This is a genomic window from Sorangium sp. So ce406 (assembly GCF_051474675.1).
Lineage (GTDB): Bacteria > Myxococcota_A > Polyangia > Polyangiales > Polyangiaceae > Sorangium > Sorangium cellulosum_G.
This window is the reverse complement of sequence record NZ_CP150340.1, coordinates 119901-138424: the sequence shown is the minus strand read 5'-3', so window position 1 is coordinate 138424 and position 18524 is coordinate 119901. Positions and strand designations below refer to the sequence as shown.

The window sequence follows — 18524 nt, the reverse complement described above, 5'->3', positions numbered from 1 at the left end:
GTATGCCGCTGCAGATCGAGGAGTACGCGCTGATCGGCGACACACAGACGGCGTCGCTCGTCGGGCGCAATGGCTCGATCGACTGGCTCTGCCTGCCGCGCTTCGATTCGGCCGCCTGCTTCGCCGCCCTGCTCGGGGCGCCGGAGCACGGCCGCTTCAGGATCTCGCCGAAGGACCCGGCGCCCCGCGTCGAGCGCCGGTACCGCGAGGGCACGCTCGTCCTCGAGACCGAGTTCACCACGGCCGAAGGCGCGGTGCGGGTCGTGGACTGCATGCCGCCGCGCGGGAGGGCGCCGGACGTCGTGCGCCTCGTCGAGGGCGTGCGCGGCCGGGTGCCCGTCTCGCTCGAGCTCGTCATCCGCTTCGACTACGGCTCGATCGTGCCCTGGGTGCGCTCGGTCGGCGGGGCGCTGCGCGCGGTGGCCGGGCCCGACGCGCTCATCCTGCGCGCGGGGGTGCCGCTGCGCGGCCAGGGGCTCACCACGGTGGCCGACTTCGACGTCCACGAGGGCGAGCGCGTCCCCTTCGTGCTCACGTGGCACCCGTCGCACGAGCCGCCGCCCGAGCCGCTCGACGCCGAGCGCGAGGTCGAGAACGCCGAGGCGTGGTGGCGCGCCTGGTCGAGCCGCTGCACGTACGCCGGCCCGCGGCGCGAGGCGGTCGTCTCGTCGCTCATCGCGCTCAAGGCGCTCACGCACGCGCCCACCGGCGGCCTCGTCGCCGCGCCGACGACCTCGCTCCCCGAGCGCATCGGCGGCGTTCGCAACTGGGATTACCGCTACTGCTGGCTGCGCGACGCGACGCTCACGCTCTACGCCCTGCTGCTCGGCGGCTACAGCGACGAGGCCGCGGCCTGGCGCGACTGGCTCCTGCGCGCCATCGCGGGCGACCCCGCGAAGCTCCAGATCCTCTACGGCGTCGCGGGCGAGCGCCGGCTGCGCGAGATCGAGCTCCCCTGGCTGCCGGGCTACGAGGGGTCGAGGCCGGTGCGCGCCGGCAACGCCGCTGTCGCGCAGCTCCAGCTCGATGTCTACGGCGAGGTGATGGACACGATGCACCAGGCGCGCCGCTCCGGCCTGGCCCCGGAGCCCGAGGCCTGGCGCCTCCAGCGCCGCCTGATGGATTTCCTCGAGTCGAGCTGGCGCCGGCCCGACGAGGGCATCTGGGAGGTGCGGGGCGGGCCGCGCGCCTTCACCTACTCGCGGGTGATGGCCTGGGTCGCGTTCGATCGCGCCGTGAAGAGCGTCGAGCAGCTCGGGCTGGAGGGCCCAATCGAGCGCTGGCGCGCGCTGCGCGGCGCGGTGCACGCCGAGGTGTGCGAGAAGGGCTTCGACCGGGGCCGCGGCACGTTCACCCAGTCGTACGGCAGCCAGGAGCTCGACGCGAGCACGCTGCTCATCCCGCTCGTGGGCTTCCTGCCGCCGGACGATCCGCGCGTCGTGGGCACGGTGCGCGCGATCGAGCGCGATCTCCTGCGCGGGGGCCTCGTGCTCCGTTACCCGACCGGCCCCGGGGGGACGGCCGACGGCCTGCCAGGCGACGAGGGGGTGTTCCTCGCGTGCAGCTTCTGGCTCGCGGACTGCTATGCGCTCATGGGCCGCGCCGCCGAGGCGAGCGCGCTGTTCGATCGGCTGCTCGCGCTGCGCAACGACGTCGGTCTGCTCTCGGAGGAGTACGATCCCGCGAGCGAGCGGCTGCTCGGGAATTTCCCCCAGGCGTTCAGCCACCTCGCGCTGGTCGGCACCGCGTTCAACCTGTCCTCCGACCGGACCGGTCCCGCTGACCAACGATCCCGTTGAGGGCCGGGCGAGCGGGGCAGCTCTGTCGGACGCCGGGCCCGGCGCGCTACCGGATGATCGGCTCGCAGTTCGTGTACTCGAGCGTCGTGAACATGAGCTGTGATCCGGGGCTCCGGCGCTCGGCGAAGAAGATGTCGATCGGGTACTCGCCCCCTTCCTCGAGGCCGTCCCGGTTGGCCAGCTTGTCGAGATCGAGGGTCGACGAGGTGGGCACGTGGACCCCGCCCTGATCGATCGCCAGCTTCCTGTTGACGAACACCCAGATATCGTCGTCGCCGCCGAAGATGAACACGTCCCCGCGCCTGTACCTGAACGTCATGTGGAGCTCGAACGTGAAGCTGTAGTTGTGCTCCTCCCCCTGATTGCCCCAGCTCCGGTCGTCGTCGTCGATGGGGAAGAATGCCTCATCGAAGAAGATCCGCAGATCGTTCTCGGTCACGTCGATGGGGACGGTGTACTTGATCGACCGGTTCACCCCCGGGACGTCCCGGAACCACTGGGCGAACTCCTCGGGTCCGGTCGTGTACCTCGTCGGTCCGGCAGCGGCATAGACGGGCTTGTCGTCCTCGCCGAGCGACGACTTGACCATGCGCCTCAGCGTATCTTCCCCGGTGAAGCTCTCGAAATCCGGGTGTCCGCCGGGCTTGTCGGCCGACTTGAAGTCGCGCACGACCCCCTCGAGCCGCGGCTTGCAGCCGGCTTGCCCGCCGCTGCCCGACGAGGCGCCCTCGCGCGGGCCGCCGCCGGCCCCCGGAAACTCGCCGGTCCCCGAGGAGGAGAGATCGCTCCGCCTGGCGATGTTCTCCGGGGTGGCGTTACACCCCGTGACAGGGAGCACCAGCGCGGCGGCGAGGAGGAGGCGACGGTCGAGCATCTGCACGCGCGCGTCATCGTGTCGCGCGCCCGCTCCCGTGACAAGCGGCGCCGGCCGCCGCGACGGGCGCTTTGCTGACACGCGCACACGCGCATGACACGCGCACACGCGCACGCGACACGCGCGCGTCGCTATCCCCCGAGCAGCGCCCGCGTCCGCTGCTCGGCGCGGCGCCCCTCGGCGGTGAGCTGGTCGATGAACCGCTCGATGATCGGACTCCGCCGGAAGTTCTCGCGCGTCATCAGCTCGACAGGCAGCGGCTCCACCTCGGCGATCTCCACGTCGAGCCGCGAGCGCGCCACCTCGGTCAGCGCCAGCGCCGGCGCGAGGCCGATGCCGAGCCCGCCCGAGACGTACGACACGAGCAGCGACACGCTCGACACGTCGATCGTCGAGATCGGCCGGATCCGCTCGCGATCCAGGTACGCGTCGAGCATCCGCCGCCCCACGCTGCCGGGCGCGAGCCGGAGCAGCGGCTCGTGCCGGAGCCGCTCGCGCAGCGCCGGCGGCTTGCCCTTGAGCCGCGGCCCCACCCAGAGGAACGGCTGCACGAACAGCGGCTGCTTCACGAGGTCGCCGCCGGCCGACGACGCCGACGCGAGGCCGAGGTCCACCTCCCCGCGCTCCACCCACCGCGCGGCGTCCACCGAGTTCGCCGTCGTGATCGCGAACCGCACCGGCGCGCGCTGCTCGAGCATCTGGCGGATCACCGGCACGAGCAGCCCCTTGCCGAGGTAGTCGCTCGCCGCGAGCCGCAGCGTCGTCGACGACTCCCCCGAGAGCTCCGACAGCAGCTCGAACACCCCCTCCGCCTGGTCGAACAGCCGCGTGATCGCTCCGAGCGCCGCCTCGCCCGCCGGGCTCAGGCGCACGCCGCGCCCGTCGCGCTCGAACAGCGCCACCCCGAAGTGCTCCTCCACCCGGCGCACCTGCTGGCTCACCGCCGACGGCGTCTTGTGCAGCCGCCGCGCCGCCTCGGCGACCGAGCCCGACCGGGCCACCAGCAGCACATCCTCGAGCGCGGGGAGGAGCGACGCGTCCATGTAGCCTTACTTAACCCATCGTGAAAAAAGTTTCATTCGACTTAATCCTCCCGTTCCCGCATAGTCCTCCCGCCAGCCTGACGCTGCGCGCGACGTCAGAGCGCCCCGGCTGCCTCCCCGCGGAGGCCGCCTGCGCGCGACGCCAGCGCGACGGCGCCCGGGCCGGTCCGCTTCGCACGCCGTCCCCTTCAGCCGCGTTCAGCCGCGCCCCGAGAGGCCATCATGGGCAAGAGTCTCTATGACAAGGTTTGGGACCTCCACAAAGTTCGCACGTTGCCGAACGGCGAGGACCAGCTCTTCATCGGCCTTCACCTGATCCACGAGGTGACGAGCCCCCAGGCGTTCGGGATGCTCCGCGACCTGAACCTGCGCGTGCGCATGCCCGAGCGGACGTTCGCGACGCTCGATCACATCGTCCCCACCGACAACCGCAAGCGGCCGTTCAAGGACTCGCTCGCCGAGGGGATGGTCGACGCGCTCAAGAAGGCGTGCACCGAGCAGGGCGTCACCTTCTTCGACCTCGAGTCCGGGCGGCAGGGCATCGTGCACATCATCGGCCCCGAGCTCGGCCTCACGCAGCCCGGCATGACGATCGCGTGCGGCGACTCGCACACGTCGACGCACGGCGCGTTCGGCGCGATCGCGTTCGGCATCGGGACGACGCAGGTGCGCGACGTGCTCGCCACGCAGACGCTGAGCCTCCAGCGGCTCAAGGTCCGGCGCATCCAGGTCGAGGGCAAGCTCGGCCCGGGCGTCTACGCGAAGGACATCATCCTCGAGATCATCCGCCGGCTCGGCGTCTCCGGCGGCACGGGCTACGCGTACGAGTACGGCGGCTCGACCATCGAGGGCTTCTCGATGGAGGAGCGCATGACCCTGTGCAACATGTCGATCGAGGGCGGCGCCCGGGTCGGGTACGTCAACCCGGACAAGACGACGTTCGATTACATCAAGGGTCGCCCCTACGCCCCGGCGGGCGAGGCGTGGGACAGGGCGCTCGAGTACTGGCGCTCGATCGCGTCGGACGATGACGCGCGCTACGACGATGTCGTCCGGATCGACGCGAGCGAGATCGCGCCGACGGTCACCTGGGGCATCACGCCGGGCCAGGCGATCTCGGTGAAGGAGAACGTCCCTGCGGCCGAGGACGTGGCGAACGAGTCCGAGCGGGCGCTGATCCGCGAGGCGCTCGAGTACATGCGGCTCGAGGGCGGCAAGCCGATCGAGGGGACGAAGATCAACGTCGCCTTCATCGGCAGCTGCACGAACGGCCGGCTCTCGGACTTCCGGGAGGTCGCGCGGCGCATCCAGGGGCACAAGGTCGCGCCGCACGTGCGCGCGCTCGCCGTCCCCGGGTCGATGGATGTCGCGCGCGCGGCCGAGGCCGAGGGGCTCGACAAGGTCTTCCGCGAGGCCGGCTTCGAGTGGCGCGAGCCGGGCTGCTCGATGTGCCTGGCGATGAACCCCGACAAGCTCATCGGCGACGAGCTGTGCGCGTCCTCGTCCAACCGCAACTTCAAGGGCCGGCAGGGCAGCCCCACCGGCCGCACCGTGCTGATGAGCCCCGTGATGGTCGCCGCCGCCGCCGTGCGCGGCGAGATCGCCGACGCCCGTGACGTGTTCGGAATCTGACGACGCTCGCACCCGAGGGAGATCCCAATGGCACTCGACTTGATCCAATCCGTCACCGGCCGCGCCGTTCACGTTCCGGGCGACGACATCGACACGGACCGCATCATCCCCGCGCGCTTCCTCAAGTGCGTCACGTTCGACGGCATCGGCGAGCACCTGTTCCGCGACGTCCGCTTCGACGAGCGCGGCCAGCAGCGGGAGCACCCGCTGAACGACCCGCGCTTCGCCGGCGCCACGATCCTCATCGCCGACCGCAACTTCGGCTGCGGCTCGTCGCGCGAGCACGCGCCGCAGTCGATCGCCAAGGCCGGCTTCAAGGCCGTGATCGCCGAGAGCTTCGCCGAGATCTTCTTCGGCAACTCGACGACGCTCGGCATCCCCTGCGTCTCGGTGACCCGCGAGCACCGCGCCGCGCTCGTGGCCCGCGTGAACGCGGACCCGTCGACGCCCGTCACGGTCGACCTGCAGGAGCAGGTCGTCCGGGCCGGCGACCTCGCGGTCCCCTTCACCATCAAGCCCGGCGCGCGCGAGTCGCTGATCCGGGGCACCTGGGACCCGATCGCCCAGCTCCTCGAGGGGGCCGACGAGGTCCAGAAGGTGGCCGCGCGGCTGCCCTACATCCAGCAGCGCGCCGCCGCCCAGTAGGCGCAGCCTCCCGCGCCGCTGGCGCAACGTGACACGGAGCCACCGCTCCCGCGCAGCGACACCCCTCCACACGCCTCACCTGACACGGCCTGGCGCAGGGCCGCCCGGCACCGCCACCCTCCCCTGCGCTGGCCCCACTTCCCGCTGTCCATTCCGCCCGTTGTGAGCCGGCACGCCCCCGCGGCGCACCTGGCTCAACGTGGCACGTTACCGACGCTCGCCGTCACACGGCGGCCCTGGCGCGCGCCGCTTCTGCCCGCGGCGGAGGTCGCGCGCGGCCCCGGACGCGGCCGGAAAGCGCCGAGATCGTCCGCCACCGGCGCGCGGCGTGGCGGCCGGACGGACGTGGCATGTCGGGTGCTTTATCTCCGGACGAGCTCTCCGAGTCGGCGCTGAGAAGCCGCGGAGCAGCAGCGCTCCGCATGCCGCGGCGCAGAGCCATCGTTGCTTGATCGCGTGTCTGCCACAGACACGCAGGACGGAGTACACCCATGCGATTCGCGATCTTCTCCTCTCTTCTCTCGCGCTCGTCGACCGCGCGCTCCTCGCTTCAGGGGCTCATCGCGCTCTCTGCGCTCGTGGTGCTCACCGGCGCCAAGGGGCAGGGCTGCGGGGGCGTGGAGGAGCCGCAGCCGCCGCCCGATCCCGACTGCGGGCCTGGCTTCCACTGGGAGACGGTCTGTTCGCCGTGCGACGTCGGCGAGATGTGCGAAGCGCAGTGTGTACCTGACGACCGCTGTCCTCCGGGATGGCTCGAGCAGACCTCCTGCGGCGGCGGCGTCACCACCACCACGGGCCAGGGCGGCTCGGCCGGCGGCGTCGGCATGCCGACCCCGGTCGATCCGGGGTGCTGGACCGAGTGCGTGCCGCCGCCTCCGATGTGCCCGCCGGGCACCTACGAGCAGGTCGTGTGCGGCGGCAGCTCGACCAGCAGCACCACCGGCGGCGGCGGCTGGGGCAGCGCCAGCGCGAGCGGCGGCGGCTGGGGCATGGGCGGCTCTCCCGGCGACGCCGGCGCGGCGCCGCCTCCCGACATGTGCTGGACCGAGTGCGTGCCCATGGAGCCCTGGTGCCCGCCGGGCACGACGGCGCATACCGTCTGCGAGGAAAGCACCAGCGTCAGCGTCGGCGTCGGCGGCACGGGCGGCGCTGACAGCAGCGGCGTCGGCGGCTCCGGCGCGTGGGACGGCGGCGGCGGCGCCGGCGGGGACACGGCCCGGCCGGCCCCCCCCATCGGCGGTTGCTGGACCGAGTGCCTCCCGGTGGAGCCCACCTGCCCGCCGGGCACGCGGGAGGAGACCGTGTGCGACGGCGGCAGCAGCGTCACCGTCGGCGTCGGCGGCACGGGCGGCGGCTCGGGCGCCAGCGAGTGGGGCGGTTGCTGGACCCAGTGCGTGCCGGTGGAGCCCACCTGCCCGCCGGGCACGAGGGAGCAGACCACCTGCGACGACGTCATGGTCGCCACCGCGGGCAGCACCGGCACCGGCTACGGCGGCAGCGGCGGCAGCGGCGGCGCGTACCCCGGCGGCGGCTGCTGGACCGATTGCGTCCCGGTGGAGCCCTTCTGCCCGCCGGACACCATCCCCGCGACGGTCTGCGAGGACCCCATGCCCGGCACGTCCGGCAGCAGCGGCTCCGGCTACGGCGACGGCGACTTCGCGTACCCCACGCCCGGCACGAGCGGCAGCAGCGGCACCGGCTACGGCGGCAGCGGCGGCTCGTATCCCGGCGGCGGCTGCTGGACCGAGTGCATCCCGGTGGAGCCCTACTGCCCGCCGGGCATGATCGAGCAGCAGGTCTGCTCCGGTTACGGCAGCACCGGCACCGGCACGGGCGGCATGGGCGGGTACCCCGGCGAGTGCTGGACCGAGTGCGTGGACGCGCCCGCCTGCCCCCCCGAGGCGATCGTGCGGACCATCTGCGAGGAGCCGAGCGGCGGCGGCGCCTCCGGCCCGGTCTGCCGGACCGAGTGCGTCCTGATGCTGCCGTGACGCGGCGGACGCGAGCGGCGCGAGCGGCGCGAGCGACCCCTCCCGCCCGCGGGAGGATCGCTCACCGCTCCGGGTGAAGAGACAGACACGGAGAGCGCCAGAGGGGATTCCAACCCTCTGGCGCTTTTCGCGTACCAGCGGTCAGCGACGGCGCCGGGGCGTCCCTCCGCGGCCCGCTCCGCGCCGACGCGATACGCCCGTACGATTTTGCGAAGGACGACCGGGCCCGACCGCATCCAGGGGCAGGAGGCGGTCCCATGAGCCTGGCCCACCCATCAGCATCCCTCTGCCGGGGCTTCAGGCGACCCCTGTCCCTGCTGATCCTCGCGTGCGCGGCGCTCCCCCTCGCGGGGTGCCCCCTCCAGGACGCCACGATCGCGCGCGCGGACGACGAGCCGTCGCCTTCCGGGACGCCCGCCCCTCCCCCCCGGGACGAGCTCACGCACGTCGAGGACCCGGAGAACGCCGGTGGGGGGACGCCCGGCGCGGGCGGCGGCAGCAGCCATGTCGGTGAGGGCGAAGCCCCCGCCGACGAGGACGCCGGCAACAGCGCCGACGGAGACGCTCCCGGCAGTTCCAATGCGGTCCTGTGCACGGCGAGCTTTCCCATGGTCGTGCGGGACTTCCCCAAGAAGCACCCGGATTTCGGGCCCTCCCAGACCACGAACGGGAGGAACGTCGAGGCCAAGAGCGAGCTCGAGAACGGCAAGCCTGTCGACGCGAACCCGCCCGCCGACGGCATCAATCAGGACGACAGCTTCGACGAATGGTTCAAGGACGAGCCGGGCGTCAACATGACGTTCAACCGGGTCATCCACCTCGACCTCTGGAGCACCGGCGGCCACCTGGGCGGCAGAGACTTCTACTTCCTCGACGGCGCCGGCTTCGGCAACGAGGGCGAGGCGCACAACTTCGGCTTCACGGTGGAGTTCGAGCTGCCGTTCACCTACCGGGTGGGGGCCTTCTTCTCCTTCGACGCGAGCGACGATGTCTGGATATCGATCGACGACACCATCGTGGTCAGCCACTCCGTGCGCGACGGGGTGAACGGGACGACCGTCCGCCTCGACGACGAGGCCGCGAGGCTCCGCATGAAGCCCGGGTCGAAGCACAGGCTCAAGGTCTTCTACGCCGAGCGAGACGGCCGCTCCTCGGTGTTCCGGCTGAACACCGCGCTCGACGTCCCCTGCGAGCCGACCGTCGAGTGATCCGCCCGCGGGGCGGGGAGGAGCGCCCCGGCGTCAGCCCGCCCGCGGCGCGGCGCGCGCCGCCTTCGCGTACCTGAAGTCGAAGGCCCACGCCGGGAACACCGTGGCCGCGAAGCCCGCGCCGAGCCCGTAGAGGACCTCGTCGAGCGGGACGCCGAGGAGCGCCCTCCCCGGCAGCAGCACGCTGGGCCGCCAGGTGCGCGCGAACACGCCGGGCACGAGCGCGGCGAAGACGAGGCACAGGCCGAGGTACAGGGCCGCCGACAGGAGCGCTCCGAGCAGGCTCGGCACGAGCAGGTCGCCGCGCGCCGCGAGGAGGGCCGCGGCGACCGCCGCCATCGCCGCCACGGCGGCGTAGAGGATCGGCACCCCGGCCGCGAGCAGCGCCCCGGCCAGCGCGAGCACGAGCGCGATGGCCGCGGCCGCCCTCAACCCCGGTCGGGCCGCCCTCCACCACGTCGGGGCCGACGGGGACGCCGGCGGGGCGCAGGGCACCGGCGTCCGGCGGAAGACCACGGCATAGGCGGTGGAGGAAAACGCGCTGAGCCCCACCAGGAACAGGACGTCCTCGACGCCGAACCCGATCCGGTCGGCCAGGTCGAACAGGAACTTCGGGGTCCAGTACGCCGGATAGAACAGCCGCTCGGTCGCCGCGAACGGCAGCGAGGCGAGCGCCGTCCGCCGCATCAGGGCGCGCAGATCCGGGCGCGCGAGCCAGATGGCGCCCGCCGGCACGAGGAAGAGCACCGAGAGCAGCAGGAACTCGTGGGTCATCGCGCCGCCCTCCTCAGCGCGCGGCGTTCGCCAGCCACGCCGTGACGGCGACCAGCGACAGCGTCGCCGCGCCCGCGGCCCCCACCCGGACCAGCAGGAGCCGCGAGCCGGGCGGCGCCGGCCGCGCCAGCAGCACGACGAGCGCCGCCGCCGCCGGGATCAGCAGGCCCGCGCCAGGGCGCAGGCCCGCGGCGCCCAGGCCGACCGGCGCGAGCAGGAGCGACAGCGCGTTCAGGAGCGCCACGCGCCGCGCGGCCCGCTCCCCGCCCAGGCGCACGGGCAGCGTCCGCTTGCCGCTCTCGCGGTCCGAGGGCTCGTCGGGGAGCGCCGTCGCGATCGCGCAGGCGAGGTGGCCCGGCAGCAGGCACGCGAGCAGCGCGACGGGGAAGCGATCGAGGGCGCCCCCCTGCGCGACGTAGCCGTAGAGCGGCAGGACCGCGCCGACGCCCACCATCTGGAGCAGCTCCCCGCCGCCGCGGTACGAGAGGCGGAGCGGCGGGTAGCTGTAGGCCCAGAGCAAGAGGAGCGCCGCGATCGCGAGGGGCACGAGGAGCGGCGCCGCGGGGGTCGACACGGTGACGGCGAGCCAGGCCGAGACGGCCACGAGCGCCGCGGCGCAGCCGGCGGCCGCGGCGCCGAGCGCGCGCGGCGAGAGGCGCCCCTCGACCAGCACGCGCGAGCCGCCCGAGAACGGCGTGGCGGTGCGGTTGCGGCGGTCGGTCTCCTGGTCGGCGACGTCGTTGGCGTAGACGATGAAGAGCTGGTCGAGCAGGCCGAAGAGGTGGACCGCCGCGAGCGTCCCGAGGTCGAGCGGGCGGCCGGCGGCCCGCGCGCCGAGCACCTGCCCGAGCAGCAGCGGGAGCGCGATGGTCGGCTGCGAGGCCAGCCGCGACGCGCGGATCCAGGCCCCGAGCGCCCCCGGCCTGGCGCTCATCGCCGATCGGCCCTCGACAGGCCGAGGCGCTCGGCCAGCTTGGCGCGCAGCTCGGTGAACGGCAGGTCCCAGCGGCGCTCGCCGTCGAGGCGCCACGCCTTGAGCGGGATGAGGTCGACCTGGGCGAGCAGGTGGTGGAGCTGCGACTCCTCGCGCGGCTCGCGGATGAACGAGAAGGGGTTGCGGAACTCCCGCCCGTTGAGCTGCGAGTACTTGCGGTCGTTGCTGGCCACGAGCTCGACGAGCGCCTGCTGCCGGCCGTCGAGGTAGTCGAAGAACGCGAGGTCGAACGGCCCGACGCCCGCGCGCTCGTCCGGCTTGCGCATCACCCAGCGGGCCCAGTCGTAGCCGTAGAGGAAGTCGTGCGCGTAGCGGAAGCGCAGCTTCGACTTGTTGCCGAAGCCGAGGCAGAGCGCCACCACGCGCCGGGAGAAGTCGCCGATCGCGGGCGCGCTCCCGGCCTGCCACATGCAGCAGGCGAGGTAGTCGAGGTCCCAGAAGATGTTGTCGGGGAAGTTGTCGGCGACCGCGCAGATCACCTCGCCGAGCGCGCGGACGAAGGCGCGCGCGCGCTCGGCGTCCGCGCTGCCGTCCACGACCTGCTCGACCAGCGCGACGGGGGTGGGCGCGCACGGCCGGCCCGGGGCGACCGAGGCGCGCGCGCCGAGCAGCGGGGTGAGGCGCGCGAGCTCGTCGCGCGCGTCGTCGGGGAGGACCGGGATCCCGGTCACGCCGGCACCCCGCCGGCGCGGAGCCCGGCGGCGAGCACCGCCGCCGACAGCGCGGCCGTCCCCCCCCAGATCGCGCGGTGGAGCTCGCGCTTGTAGGCCGCCTGGGCGGCGAAGGCGTTGGTCACCGCCGCCGGGCTCCTCGCGACGAGCCGCGCCCCGAAGTAGAGCGCGACGGCCGCCGCGGGCGCGACCGACCACGGCGGCGGGGCGGCGTCGTCGAGGAGCGACGCCGCGGGCCAGAGGGCCGCGCCGAGGCCGAGCAGGGCCTCGGTCGCGCGGCGCGTCGCCGCGTTGCCGAGGAGCGTGGCCACGGTGCGCTTGCCGCCGGCGCGGTCGCTCTGCTCGTCGGACAGGCCGCTGGCCAGGGCGCTCGCGAGGGCGCAGAGGAGCAGGCCCGGCAGGAGCGCGGCGAGCCACGCCGGCGCCCACGCGCCGCACTGCGCGTAGGCGTGCAGCAGCGGGAGGACGCCGCCGACGCCGGCCATCTCGAGGAGCTCGCCGCCGCCGCGGTAGTTGAGCCGGAGCGGCGGCAGCGTGTAGGCGCCGAAGACGAGCAGCCCGAGCGCGGCCAGCGGGAGCAGGAGCGGGCGATCGAGCGCGGCGCCCGCGCCCCAGGCCACGAGCAGCGCGGCGCCGCCCGCCCCGAGGCCGGCGAGGAGGAGCGCGTGGGCCGGGAGGATGCCGTCCGGGATGGTCTTGGGCGAGCAGCCGTCCGGGAACATGCGCCGCTTGAGGGCGTCGACCTCGCGGTCGCCCCAGTCGTTCAGGAGCACGACGAAGGCGACGTCGGCGACCATCCACAGCGCGCCGAAGGCGAGCGCGCCCGCGTCGATCCGTCCGGCGACGGCGGCCCCCACGGCCTGCCCGCACAGGGCGGGGACGAGCACCTTGGGCCAGCTCGCGGGCTTGAGCGCGTACCACCACCGCGCTCCACGGCTCATCGACTCGACGCGCATGGATCAGGTCCTCCTGCTGCTAGCACAAGAACCTCCGCGCTTTGCGGCCCACATGAGGTCGCTCCGCGAGGGGAGCGGCCTCCGCCGGGCGCGGGCGCCCGCGACGGCGCGCCCCGGGTCGAGCCCGGCGGCGCGTCGGTGCGGCGTTTCCTTCGCCGCCGATCTGGGCCACCTTATCCCCCCGACAGCCTCGACACGCGACCTCGTGCGCCACGCCCTCCCCCCCTCCCTGATCCCGGCCGGCGCGCCCCTGCGCCGCGGCCCCGAGCAGCGCCTCGGCCCCGCGCCCGCGCGGAGGCGCTCGTGAGCGCCGACGCGGCCCGGGGGCGCGGCGCGCGGGAGCTCGCGGACGAGCCCGCCCGACGCCGCATCCGCGAGGACCTCCGGACGACGCTCGTCGTCGAGGCCGCCGCGGGGACGGGCAAGACGACAGCGCTCGTGTCGCGGATCGTCGCCGTGCTGCGGAAGGCGCCCGAGGAGGGCGGCGGCACGCTCGACCGCATCGTCGCGGTCACCTTCACGGAGAAGGCGGCGGGCGAGATGAAGCTGCGCCTCCGCGCCGAGATCGAGCGGGCGCGCGGCGACGCGAGGTCCGGGCCGGCGGAGCGCGCGCGGCTCGACGAGGCGCTCGCGCACCTGGAGGCGGCCCGCATCGGGACGATCCACTCCTTCTGCGCCGACCTCCTGCGCGAGTGGCCGGTCGAGGCGCGCGTCGACCCGCTGTTCCAGGTGGCGGCCGCGGACCAGGCCGAGGCGCTCTTCGATCAGGCGTTCGACGCCTGGTTCCAGCGCACCCTGAACGACCCGCCCGAGGGCGTGCGCCGCGCCCTGCGCCGGCGCCCGCGCGACGGCGCGCAGGGCCCGCGCGATCTGCTCCGGGGCGCGGCGTGGAAGCTCGCCGAGCACCGCGACTTCACGCGCCCCTGGCGCCGCGATCCGTTCGACCGCGAGCGCGCCATCGACGAGCTCATCGATCGCCTCGCGGCGCTCGCGGATCTCGGCGCCGAGGCCGACCGGGACGGCGACTACCTCGCCCAGAGCCTCAGGAACCTCGACCGGTACCTCGCGGAGCTCCGCCGCCGCGAGGAGGTGACCGGCGGGCGTGACCACGACGGGCTGGAGGCCGAGCTCGGCGAGCTCGCGCGCTGGAAGGAGTGGCGCTGGAGGGGCTCGGGCAAGGCGTTCGGCGCGGATCTCTCGCGCGCCGAGGTGCTCGCGCAGCGCGACCGGGTGAAGGTCGAGCTCGACGCCGTGCTCACGGCCGCGAGCGCCGACCTCGCGGCGTGCCTCTCGCGCGAGCTCCGGCCGCCGATCGAGGCGTACGACGCGCTCAAGGCGCGCGCCGGCAAGCTCGACTTCCTCGACCTCCTCCTCTGCGCCAGGAACCTCCTCCGCTCGAGCCGCGCCGTCCGCGAGGAGCTGAACCTCCGCTTCTCGCACCTCTTCGTCGACGAGTTCCAGGACACCGACCCGCTGCAGGCGGAGATCCTGCTCCTGCTCGCGGCCGACGACCCGGCCGAGTCCGACTGGACGCGGGCGCGCCCGGTGCCCGGGAAGCTCTTCGTCGTCGGCGATCCGAAGCAGTCGATCTACCGCTTCCGCCGCGCCGAGGTCGCGCTCTACGAGGCGACGAAGGCGCGGCTCGTCGCGTGCGGCGCCAGCGTGCTCTACCTGTCGACGAGCTTCCGCAGCGCCCCGTCGATCCAGGAGGCGGTCAACGCCGCGTTCGCGCCGCTCATGCAGGGGGGCGAGGGCGACGGCGCGGCGAGCCAGGCGCGGTACGTCGCGCTCGAGCGGTTCCGGGACGACCCGGTGGGACAGCCGACGGTGATCGCGCTGCCGGTGCCGCGGCCTTACGGCGACTACGGGAAGATCTCGGATTTCCGGGTGCGGCAATCGATCCCGGACGCGGTGGGGGCGTTCGTGCACCACCTCATCCACGGCGGCCGGGGCCCGGGCGAGCGGCGCTGGACGGTGACCGAGCGCGAGCGCCCGAACCAGCGCGTGGCGCTCGAGGCGCGGCACATCTGCCTCCTGTTCAAGCGTTTCCAGACGTTCGGGGAGGACGCGACGCGCGCGTACGTGCGGGCGCTCGAGGCGCGGCGGATCCCGCACGTGCTCGTGGGCGGCCGGTCGTTCCACGATCGCGAGGAGGTGATGGCGGTGCGGAGCGCGCTGCTCGCGATCGAGTGGCCGGACGACGAGCTCAGCGTGTACGCGACGCTGCGCGGGCCGCTGTTCGCGCTGACGGACGACGTGCTCCTCCTGTACCGCGACCGGTTCCAGCGGCTGCACCCGCTGTTCGAGGCGGACGAGGCGGCGCTGGATCTCGCGGTGGAGGGCGGGGCGCGGCCGCTGCGGGAGGTCGCGGAGGCGCTGGCGGTGCTCGGGCGGCTGCACCGCGAGCGCAACCGGCGGCCGATCGCGGACACGATCGGCGGGCTGCTCGACGAGACGCGCGCGCACGCGGGCATCGCGATCTGGCCCACGGGGGAGCAGGCGCTCGCGAACGTGCTGCGGGTGATGGATCTCGGGCGGCGGTTCGAGGTGGGCGGGGCGACGTCGTTCCGGGCGTTCGTCGAGCGGCTCGAGGCGGACGCCGAGCGGGGCGAGGTGGCGGAGGCGCCGGTCGTCGAGGAGGGGACGGAGGGGGTGCGGATCATGACGGTGCACCGGGCGAAGGGGCTCGAGTTCCCGGTGGTGATCCTGGCGGATCCCGCGTCGCCGGCGGTGCATCAGAACCCGTCGCGGCACGTGGATCCGGCGCTCGGCCTGTGGGCGGAGCCGATCGCGGGCTGCGTGCCCGCGGAGCTGGTCGAGCGCCGCGACGAGGTGCTGCGCCGCGATCGCGAGGAGGCGGTGCGGCTCGCGTACGTGGCGGCGACGCGGGCGCGCGAGCTGCTCGTGGTGCCCGCGGTGGGCGACGCGCGCCCCGGGGACGGCTCGAGCGACGGCTGGCTCGACGTGCTGCACCCGGTGCTCTACCCGGCGGCGCGCGCGCGGCGGGACGCGCGGCGCTGCGAGGACCTCGGTTGTCCGCCGTTCGGGACCGACACGGTGCTGGAGCGCCCGGCGCGGTGCGAGGCCGACGAGCGGGACGCGGTGGCGCCCGGCGAGCACACGCCGATGGCGGGGTCGCACCGCGTCGTGTGGTGGGATCCGAGCGCGCTCGACCTGGATCGCGAGCCGGAGGCGGGGCTGCGGCAGCAGCGGATCTTGCAGGCGGACGCGGGCGCCGCGGCGGCGGCAGGGGGCGCGCTGGGCGGAGAGCTCGGGCAGCGCGGGCACGAGGTGTGGCAGGAGGCGCGGCAGCGGGCGATCCGGGACGGCTCGGTGGCGGCGGTCCGCGTGAAGACGGCGACGGAGATCAGCCACGAGGCGACGCTGGCGGCGGCCGAGGAGGCGGCGGCGGGCGCGGGCGCGCGGCAGACGAGCGGCGGGGCGGAGCGGGGGAAGCGGGCGGACGCGCTGCCGGTGATCTCGTTCGAGCAGACGGCGATCGCGCGCGAGGGCCGGCCGTACGGCAAGCGGTTCGGGACGCTGGTGCACGCGGTGCTGGCGGAGGTCGATCTCCGGGCGGGCGAGGACGAGGTGCGCGTGGTGGCCGCGGCGCAGGCGCGGCTGCTCGGCGCGCCGTCCGAGGAGCTCGACGCGGCGGTCGCCGCGGCGGTCGCGGCGCTCGAGCACCCGCTGCTCCGGCGCGCGGCGGAGAGCGCGGCGCGCGGCGCGTGCGAGCGGGAGACGCCGCTGCTCCTGCGGCTCGAGGACGGGACGATCGCCGAGGGCGTCGTCGACCTCTCGTTCCGGGAGAGCGTGGGCGACGTGGGCGTCTGGACCGTTGTCGATTTCAAGACCGGCTCCGACGCGGGCACCGCGCACGCCGCGCAGGAGGCGCAGGTGCGGCTCTACGTGCAGGCGATCGCCGAGGCGACGGGCGAGAGGGCGAGGGGGGTGGTGCTCCGGGTGTGAGGGGCGCGGGCGCGCGTCGGCGGGGCGCCGCGGGTGGTATGCTCGTGTCATGGGTTCGAGGGCGACCGCGGAGCTCCTCCAGCCTGAGCTGATGACGCTCGAGCAGTGGGCCGACCTGGACGAGGACGAGCCCGGCGAGCTGATGGATGGCCGTCTCGTGGAGGAAGAGGCGCCGACGACGCTGCACGAGGCCGTGGTGAGCTGGCTGATCGAGGTGCTGCGCGCATGGGCTCGGCCGCGGGGCGGCTGGGTGTTCGGATCGGAGCACAAGCTCGCCGTATCGGCGCAACGCGGACGCAAGCCCGACGTGTGCATGTACGCCCCGGGCACGCGCCTTCGAGGCCGGGACGCGCTCTCCCGGATCCCCCCGGTGGTGGCGATCGAGGTGCTCTCGCAGCGGCCGCGCGACGTGCGGCGCGACCGGATGGAAAAAGCGCTCGAGTATGCGCGGTTCGGGGTGCGCTGGTACTGGCTGGTGGATCCGAACGCGCAGCTCGTCGAGCTGTACGAGCTCGGGTCCGATGGGCATTACGTGCACGTGCTGCCCGCCTCGCAGGGGAAGGTGTCCGTGGAGGGCCTTGAGGGGCTGGAGCTCGACCTCGACGCGCTGTGGGCCGAGGTGGCGCCGCTCATGGATGACGAGGAGACGGGGGCCGAGCGCGGCGACGCGTGAACGGGAGCCCGTCAGGCCGGCGCAGGCGCTGCCGCGGGCGCGTCGGCCGGCTTCGCGTCGGCTGGCTTCGCGTCGGCCGGCTTTGCGTCGGCCGGCTTCGCGTCGGCTGGCTTCGCGTCGGCCGGCTTTGCGTCGGCCGGCTTTGCGTTGGCCGGCTTCGCGTCGCCCGGCTTCACGTCAGCCGGCTTCGCGTCGGCCGGCTTCGCCCTGGGGCGCCGCTTCTTCGGAGCCTGCACAGCGCCCAGCGGCGCAAACAGGGCCTTGTAGGTCCCCTCGTCCTCGTCCCAGGCGGCCGCGGCGTGCTTCTTCAGCTTCCGGAGCGCCTTGATCCATGCGGGGAGCAGGGCGTCACGGTCCGCGAGCGCCTTCGCCAGCGCGGCCTGCGGCCTGGTGAGCCTGGTGAGCGCCTCCTCGAGCGCCGCGGTGTCCTTGACGAGCTTCGCCGCGGCCCTGGCCACATCGCTCGGCGGCTTTTTCCTGAGGAGCGCGGCGACGAGCTCGCGGGCGGCCCTGGGCTCGGCGGCGTAGGGGAGCGACGTGAGCTGGCTGGGAGAGCGCGTGGAGTAACCGGCGAACGGGTTCTGCCGCTTGCCGAGGCCGGCACCCACGGTCTTGTCGGCGAGCGTGCCCACGCTCTCGTCGAACGTGTCGTCGGCGGCGCCCACCGCGTCGAGCGCGGCGTCGCGCTTGTCGCGCGCGGCGTCGGCGCGCGCCGCGGCCGCCTCGTACTCGGCGTGCGCCTGCTTGAAGGCGGCGAGGTGCGGCCTGACCGGCGCAGGGACGGCGACGTCGCCGAACCGATCGAGGACGGCGGCGCCGTAGCTGCGGTTCTCTCCGATATTTGTGTTGCCCATGCGAGTGCTCCTTCGCGAGAGGGTGTTGGGTTGACGGAGCCTGGAATCGTTGCGACGACAGAGCGCGTCGCAAGCGGCTCAGCAAGGTCCCGACGAGGCCGGATGACGCCACCCGCGGGCTCGATCGGCGAAACCGGGGCCGGGTGACGCCACCCGCGGGCTCGAACGGCGAAACCGGGGCCGGGTGACGCCACCCGCGGGCTCGAACGGTGAAACCGGGGCCGGGTGACGCCACCCGCGGGCTCGAACGGCGAAACCGGGGCCGGGTGGGGGCGGAGAGCGGTCCCGAATGGCAGAACCGGAGCCGCGTGGCGGCAAGCGCGGCGCAGAACGCCGCGACCGGGGGGTAGTCGGGCCGAGCGGCTGCCCGGGAAGCGATCTCCCACGTGCCGCAGAGCAAGCCGTCGATCGCAATTCCAGATCACGGCGCTGACATCCCCG

14 protein-coding genes are annotated in these 18524 nt (G+C 74.1%); 7 read left to right on the top strand and 7 right to left on the bottom strand.

Features of this window, described 5'->3' with window-relative positions:
• Positions 1–2: 2 nt before the first annotated feature.
• A complete protein-coding gene (locus tag WME96_RS00515; protein WP_437288225.1) occupies positions 3–1799 on the top strand; it encodes a glycoside hydrolase family 15 protein in 1797 nt (598 codons plus the stop codon).
• 46 nt (positions 1800–1845) lie between these two features.
• Here WME96_RS00515 and WME96_RS00510 read toward each other — a convergent pair whose 3' ends face one another.
• On the bottom strand, positions 1846–2673 hold the full coding sequence (locus tag WME96_RS00510) for a fibro-slime domain-containing protein (protein ID WP_437292432.1): 828 nt from the start codon (positions 2671–2673) through the stop codon (positions 1846–1848).
• Between the two features lie 131 nt (positions 2674–2804).
• Positions 2805–3716, bottom strand: coding sequence for a LysR family transcriptional regulator (locus WME96_RS00505; protein WP_437288224.1), 912 nt, complete (start codon positions 3714–3716; stop codon positions 2805–2807).
• Positions 3717–3938: 222 nt separating this feature from the next.
• Between WME96_RS00505 and leuC the strand changes: the two genes are divergently transcribed.
• The 4 genes from leuC (at position 3939) to WME96_RS00485 (ending at position 9192) form a co-directional block, all read left to right on the top strand.
• Positions 3939–5348: a 3-isopropylmalate dehydratase large subunit gene (leuC, locus tag WME96_RS00500; protein WP_437288223.1), complete on the top strand. Its 1410-nt coding sequence runs from the start codon at positions 3939–3941 to the stop codon at positions 5346–5348.
• A gap of 27 nt (positions 5349–5375) precedes the next feature.
• A complete protein-coding gene (gene leuD / locus WME96_RS00495; RefSeq protein WP_433932629.1) occupies positions 5376–5993 on the top strand; it encodes a 3-isopropylmalate dehydratase small subunit in 618 nt (205 codons plus the stop codon).
• A 491-nt stretch (positions 5994–6484) separates the two neighbouring features.
• Positions 6485–7984, top strand: a complete 1500-nt coding sequence (locus WME96_RS00490) for a hypothetical protein (protein WP_437288222.1) — start codon at positions 6485–6487, stop codon at positions 7982–7984.
• Positions 7985–8241: 257 nt separating this feature from the next.
• Positions 8242–9192 (top strand): fibro-slime domain-containing protein, encoded by a 951-nt coding sequence (locus tag WME96_RS00485; protein WP_437288221.1) that lies wholly within the window; start codon positions 8242–8244, stop codon positions 9190–9192.
• Between the two features lie 33 nt (positions 9193–9225).
• Here WME96_RS00485 and WME96_RS00480 read toward each other — a convergent pair whose 3' ends face one another.
• The 4 genes from WME96_RS00480 to WME96_RS00465 are packed head-to-tail and all read right to left on the bottom strand — an operon-like array spanning position 9226 to position 12587.
• Positions 9226–9966 carry a lycopene cyclase domain-containing protein gene (locus WME96_RS00480; protein ID WP_437288220.1) on the bottom strand — a complete coding sequence of 247 codons (741 nt, stop codon included), beginning with the start codon at positions 9964–9966 and terminating at the stop codon, positions 9226–9228.
• 13 nt (positions 9967–9979) lie between these two features.
• Positions 9980–10900 carry a prenyltransferase gene (locus WME96_RS00475; RefSeq protein ID WP_437288219.1) on the bottom strand — a complete coding sequence of 307 codons (921 nt, stop codon included), beginning with the start codon at positions 10898–10900 and terminating at the stop codon, positions 9980–9982.
• Complete coding sequence (locus tag WME96_RS00470) at positions 10897–11631, bottom strand: ferrochelatase (protein WP_437288218.1); 735 nt, start codon at positions 11629–11631, stop codon at positions 10897–10899. The genes WME96_RS00475 and WME96_RS00470 overlap by 4 nt, the downstream gene beginning before the upstream one ends.
• Positions 11628–12587, bottom strand: coding sequence for a prenyltransferase (locus tag WME96_RS00465; RefSeq protein ID WP_437288217.1), 960 nt, complete (start codon positions 12585–12587; stop codon positions 11628–11630). The genes WME96_RS00470 and WME96_RS00465 overlap by 4 nt, the downstream gene beginning before the upstream one ends.
• 303 nt (positions 12588–12890) lie before the next feature.
• Between WME96_RS00465 and WME96_RS00460 the strand changes: the two genes are divergently transcribed.
• Both WME96_RS00460 and WME96_RS00455 read left to right on the top strand, forming a co-directional pair.
• On the top strand, positions 12891–16556 hold the full coding sequence (locus WME96_RS00460; protein WP_437288216.1) for a UvrD-helicase domain-containing protein: 3666 nt from the start codon (positions 12891–12893) through the stop codon (positions 16554–16556).
• 49 nt (positions 16557–16605) lie between these two features.
• Positions 16606–17229, top strand: coding sequence for a Uma2 family endonuclease (locus tag WME96_RS00455; RefSeq protein ID WP_437288215.1), 624 nt, complete (start codon positions 16606–16608; stop codon positions 17227–17229).
• A gap of 11 nt (positions 17230–17240) precedes the next feature.
• On the opposite strand, the gene WME96_RS00450 is transcribed toward WME96_RS00455, so the two are convergent.
• Positions 17241–18083: a hypothetical protein gene (locus WME96_RS00450; protein WP_437288214.1), complete on the bottom strand. Its 843-nt coding sequence runs from the start codon at positions 18081–18083 to the stop codon at positions 17241–17243.
• Positions 18084–18524 lie beyond the last annotated feature (441 nt).

What these genes read in the sequence shown, in the direction of transcription:
- WME96_RS00515 (WP_437288225.1), top strand. Translation starts at nt 3, where the DNA reads ATGCCGCTGCAGATCGAGGAGTACGCGCTGATCGGCGACACACAGACG.
- WME96_RS00510 (WP_437292432.1), bottom strand. Translation starts at nt 2,673, where the DNA reads ATGCTCGACCGTCGCCTCCTCCTCGCCGCCGCGCTGGTGCTCCCTGTC.
- WME96_RS00505 (WP_437288224.1), bottom strand. Translation starts at nt 3,716, where the DNA reads ATGGACGCGTCGCTCCTCCCCGCGCTCGAGGATGTGCTGCTGGTGGCC.
- leuC (WP_437288223.1), top strand. Translation starts at nt 3,939, where the DNA reads ATGGGCAAGAGTCTCTATGACAAGGTTTGGGACCTCCACAAAGTTCGC.
- leuD (WP_433932629.1), top strand. Translation starts at nt 5,376, where the DNA reads ATGGCACTCGACTTGATCCAATCCGTCACCGGCCGCGCCGTTCACGTT.
- WME96_RS00490 (WP_437288222.1), top strand. Translation starts at nt 6,485, where the DNA reads ATGCGATTCGCGATCTTCTCCTCTCTTCTCTCGCGCTCGTCGACCGCG.
- WME96_RS00485 (WP_437288221.1), top strand. Translation starts at nt 8,242, where the DNA reads ATGAGCCTGGCCCACCCATCAGCATCCCTCTGCCGGGGCTTCAGGCGA.
- WME96_RS00480 (WP_437288220.1), bottom strand. Translation starts at nt 9,966, where the DNA reads ATGACCCACGAGTTCCTGCTGCTCTCGGTGCTCTTCCTCGTGCCGGCG.
- WME96_RS00475 (WP_437288219.1), bottom strand. Translation starts at nt 10,900, where the DNA reads ATGAGCGCCAGGCCGGGGGCGCTCGGGGCCTGGATCCGCGCGTCGCGG.
- WME96_RS00465 (WP_437288217.1), bottom strand. Translation starts at nt 12,587, where the DNA reads ATGCGCGTCGAGTCGATGAGCCGTGGAGCGCGGTGGTGGTACGCGCTC.
- WME96_RS00455 (WP_437288215.1), top strand. Translation starts at nt 16,606, where the DNA reads ATGGGTTCGAGGGCGACCGCGGAGCTCCTCCAGCCTGAGCTGATGACG.
- WME96_RS00450 (WP_437288214.1), bottom strand. Translation starts at nt 18,083, where the DNA reads ATGGGCAACACAAATATCGGAGAGAACCGCAGCTACGGCGCCGCCGTC.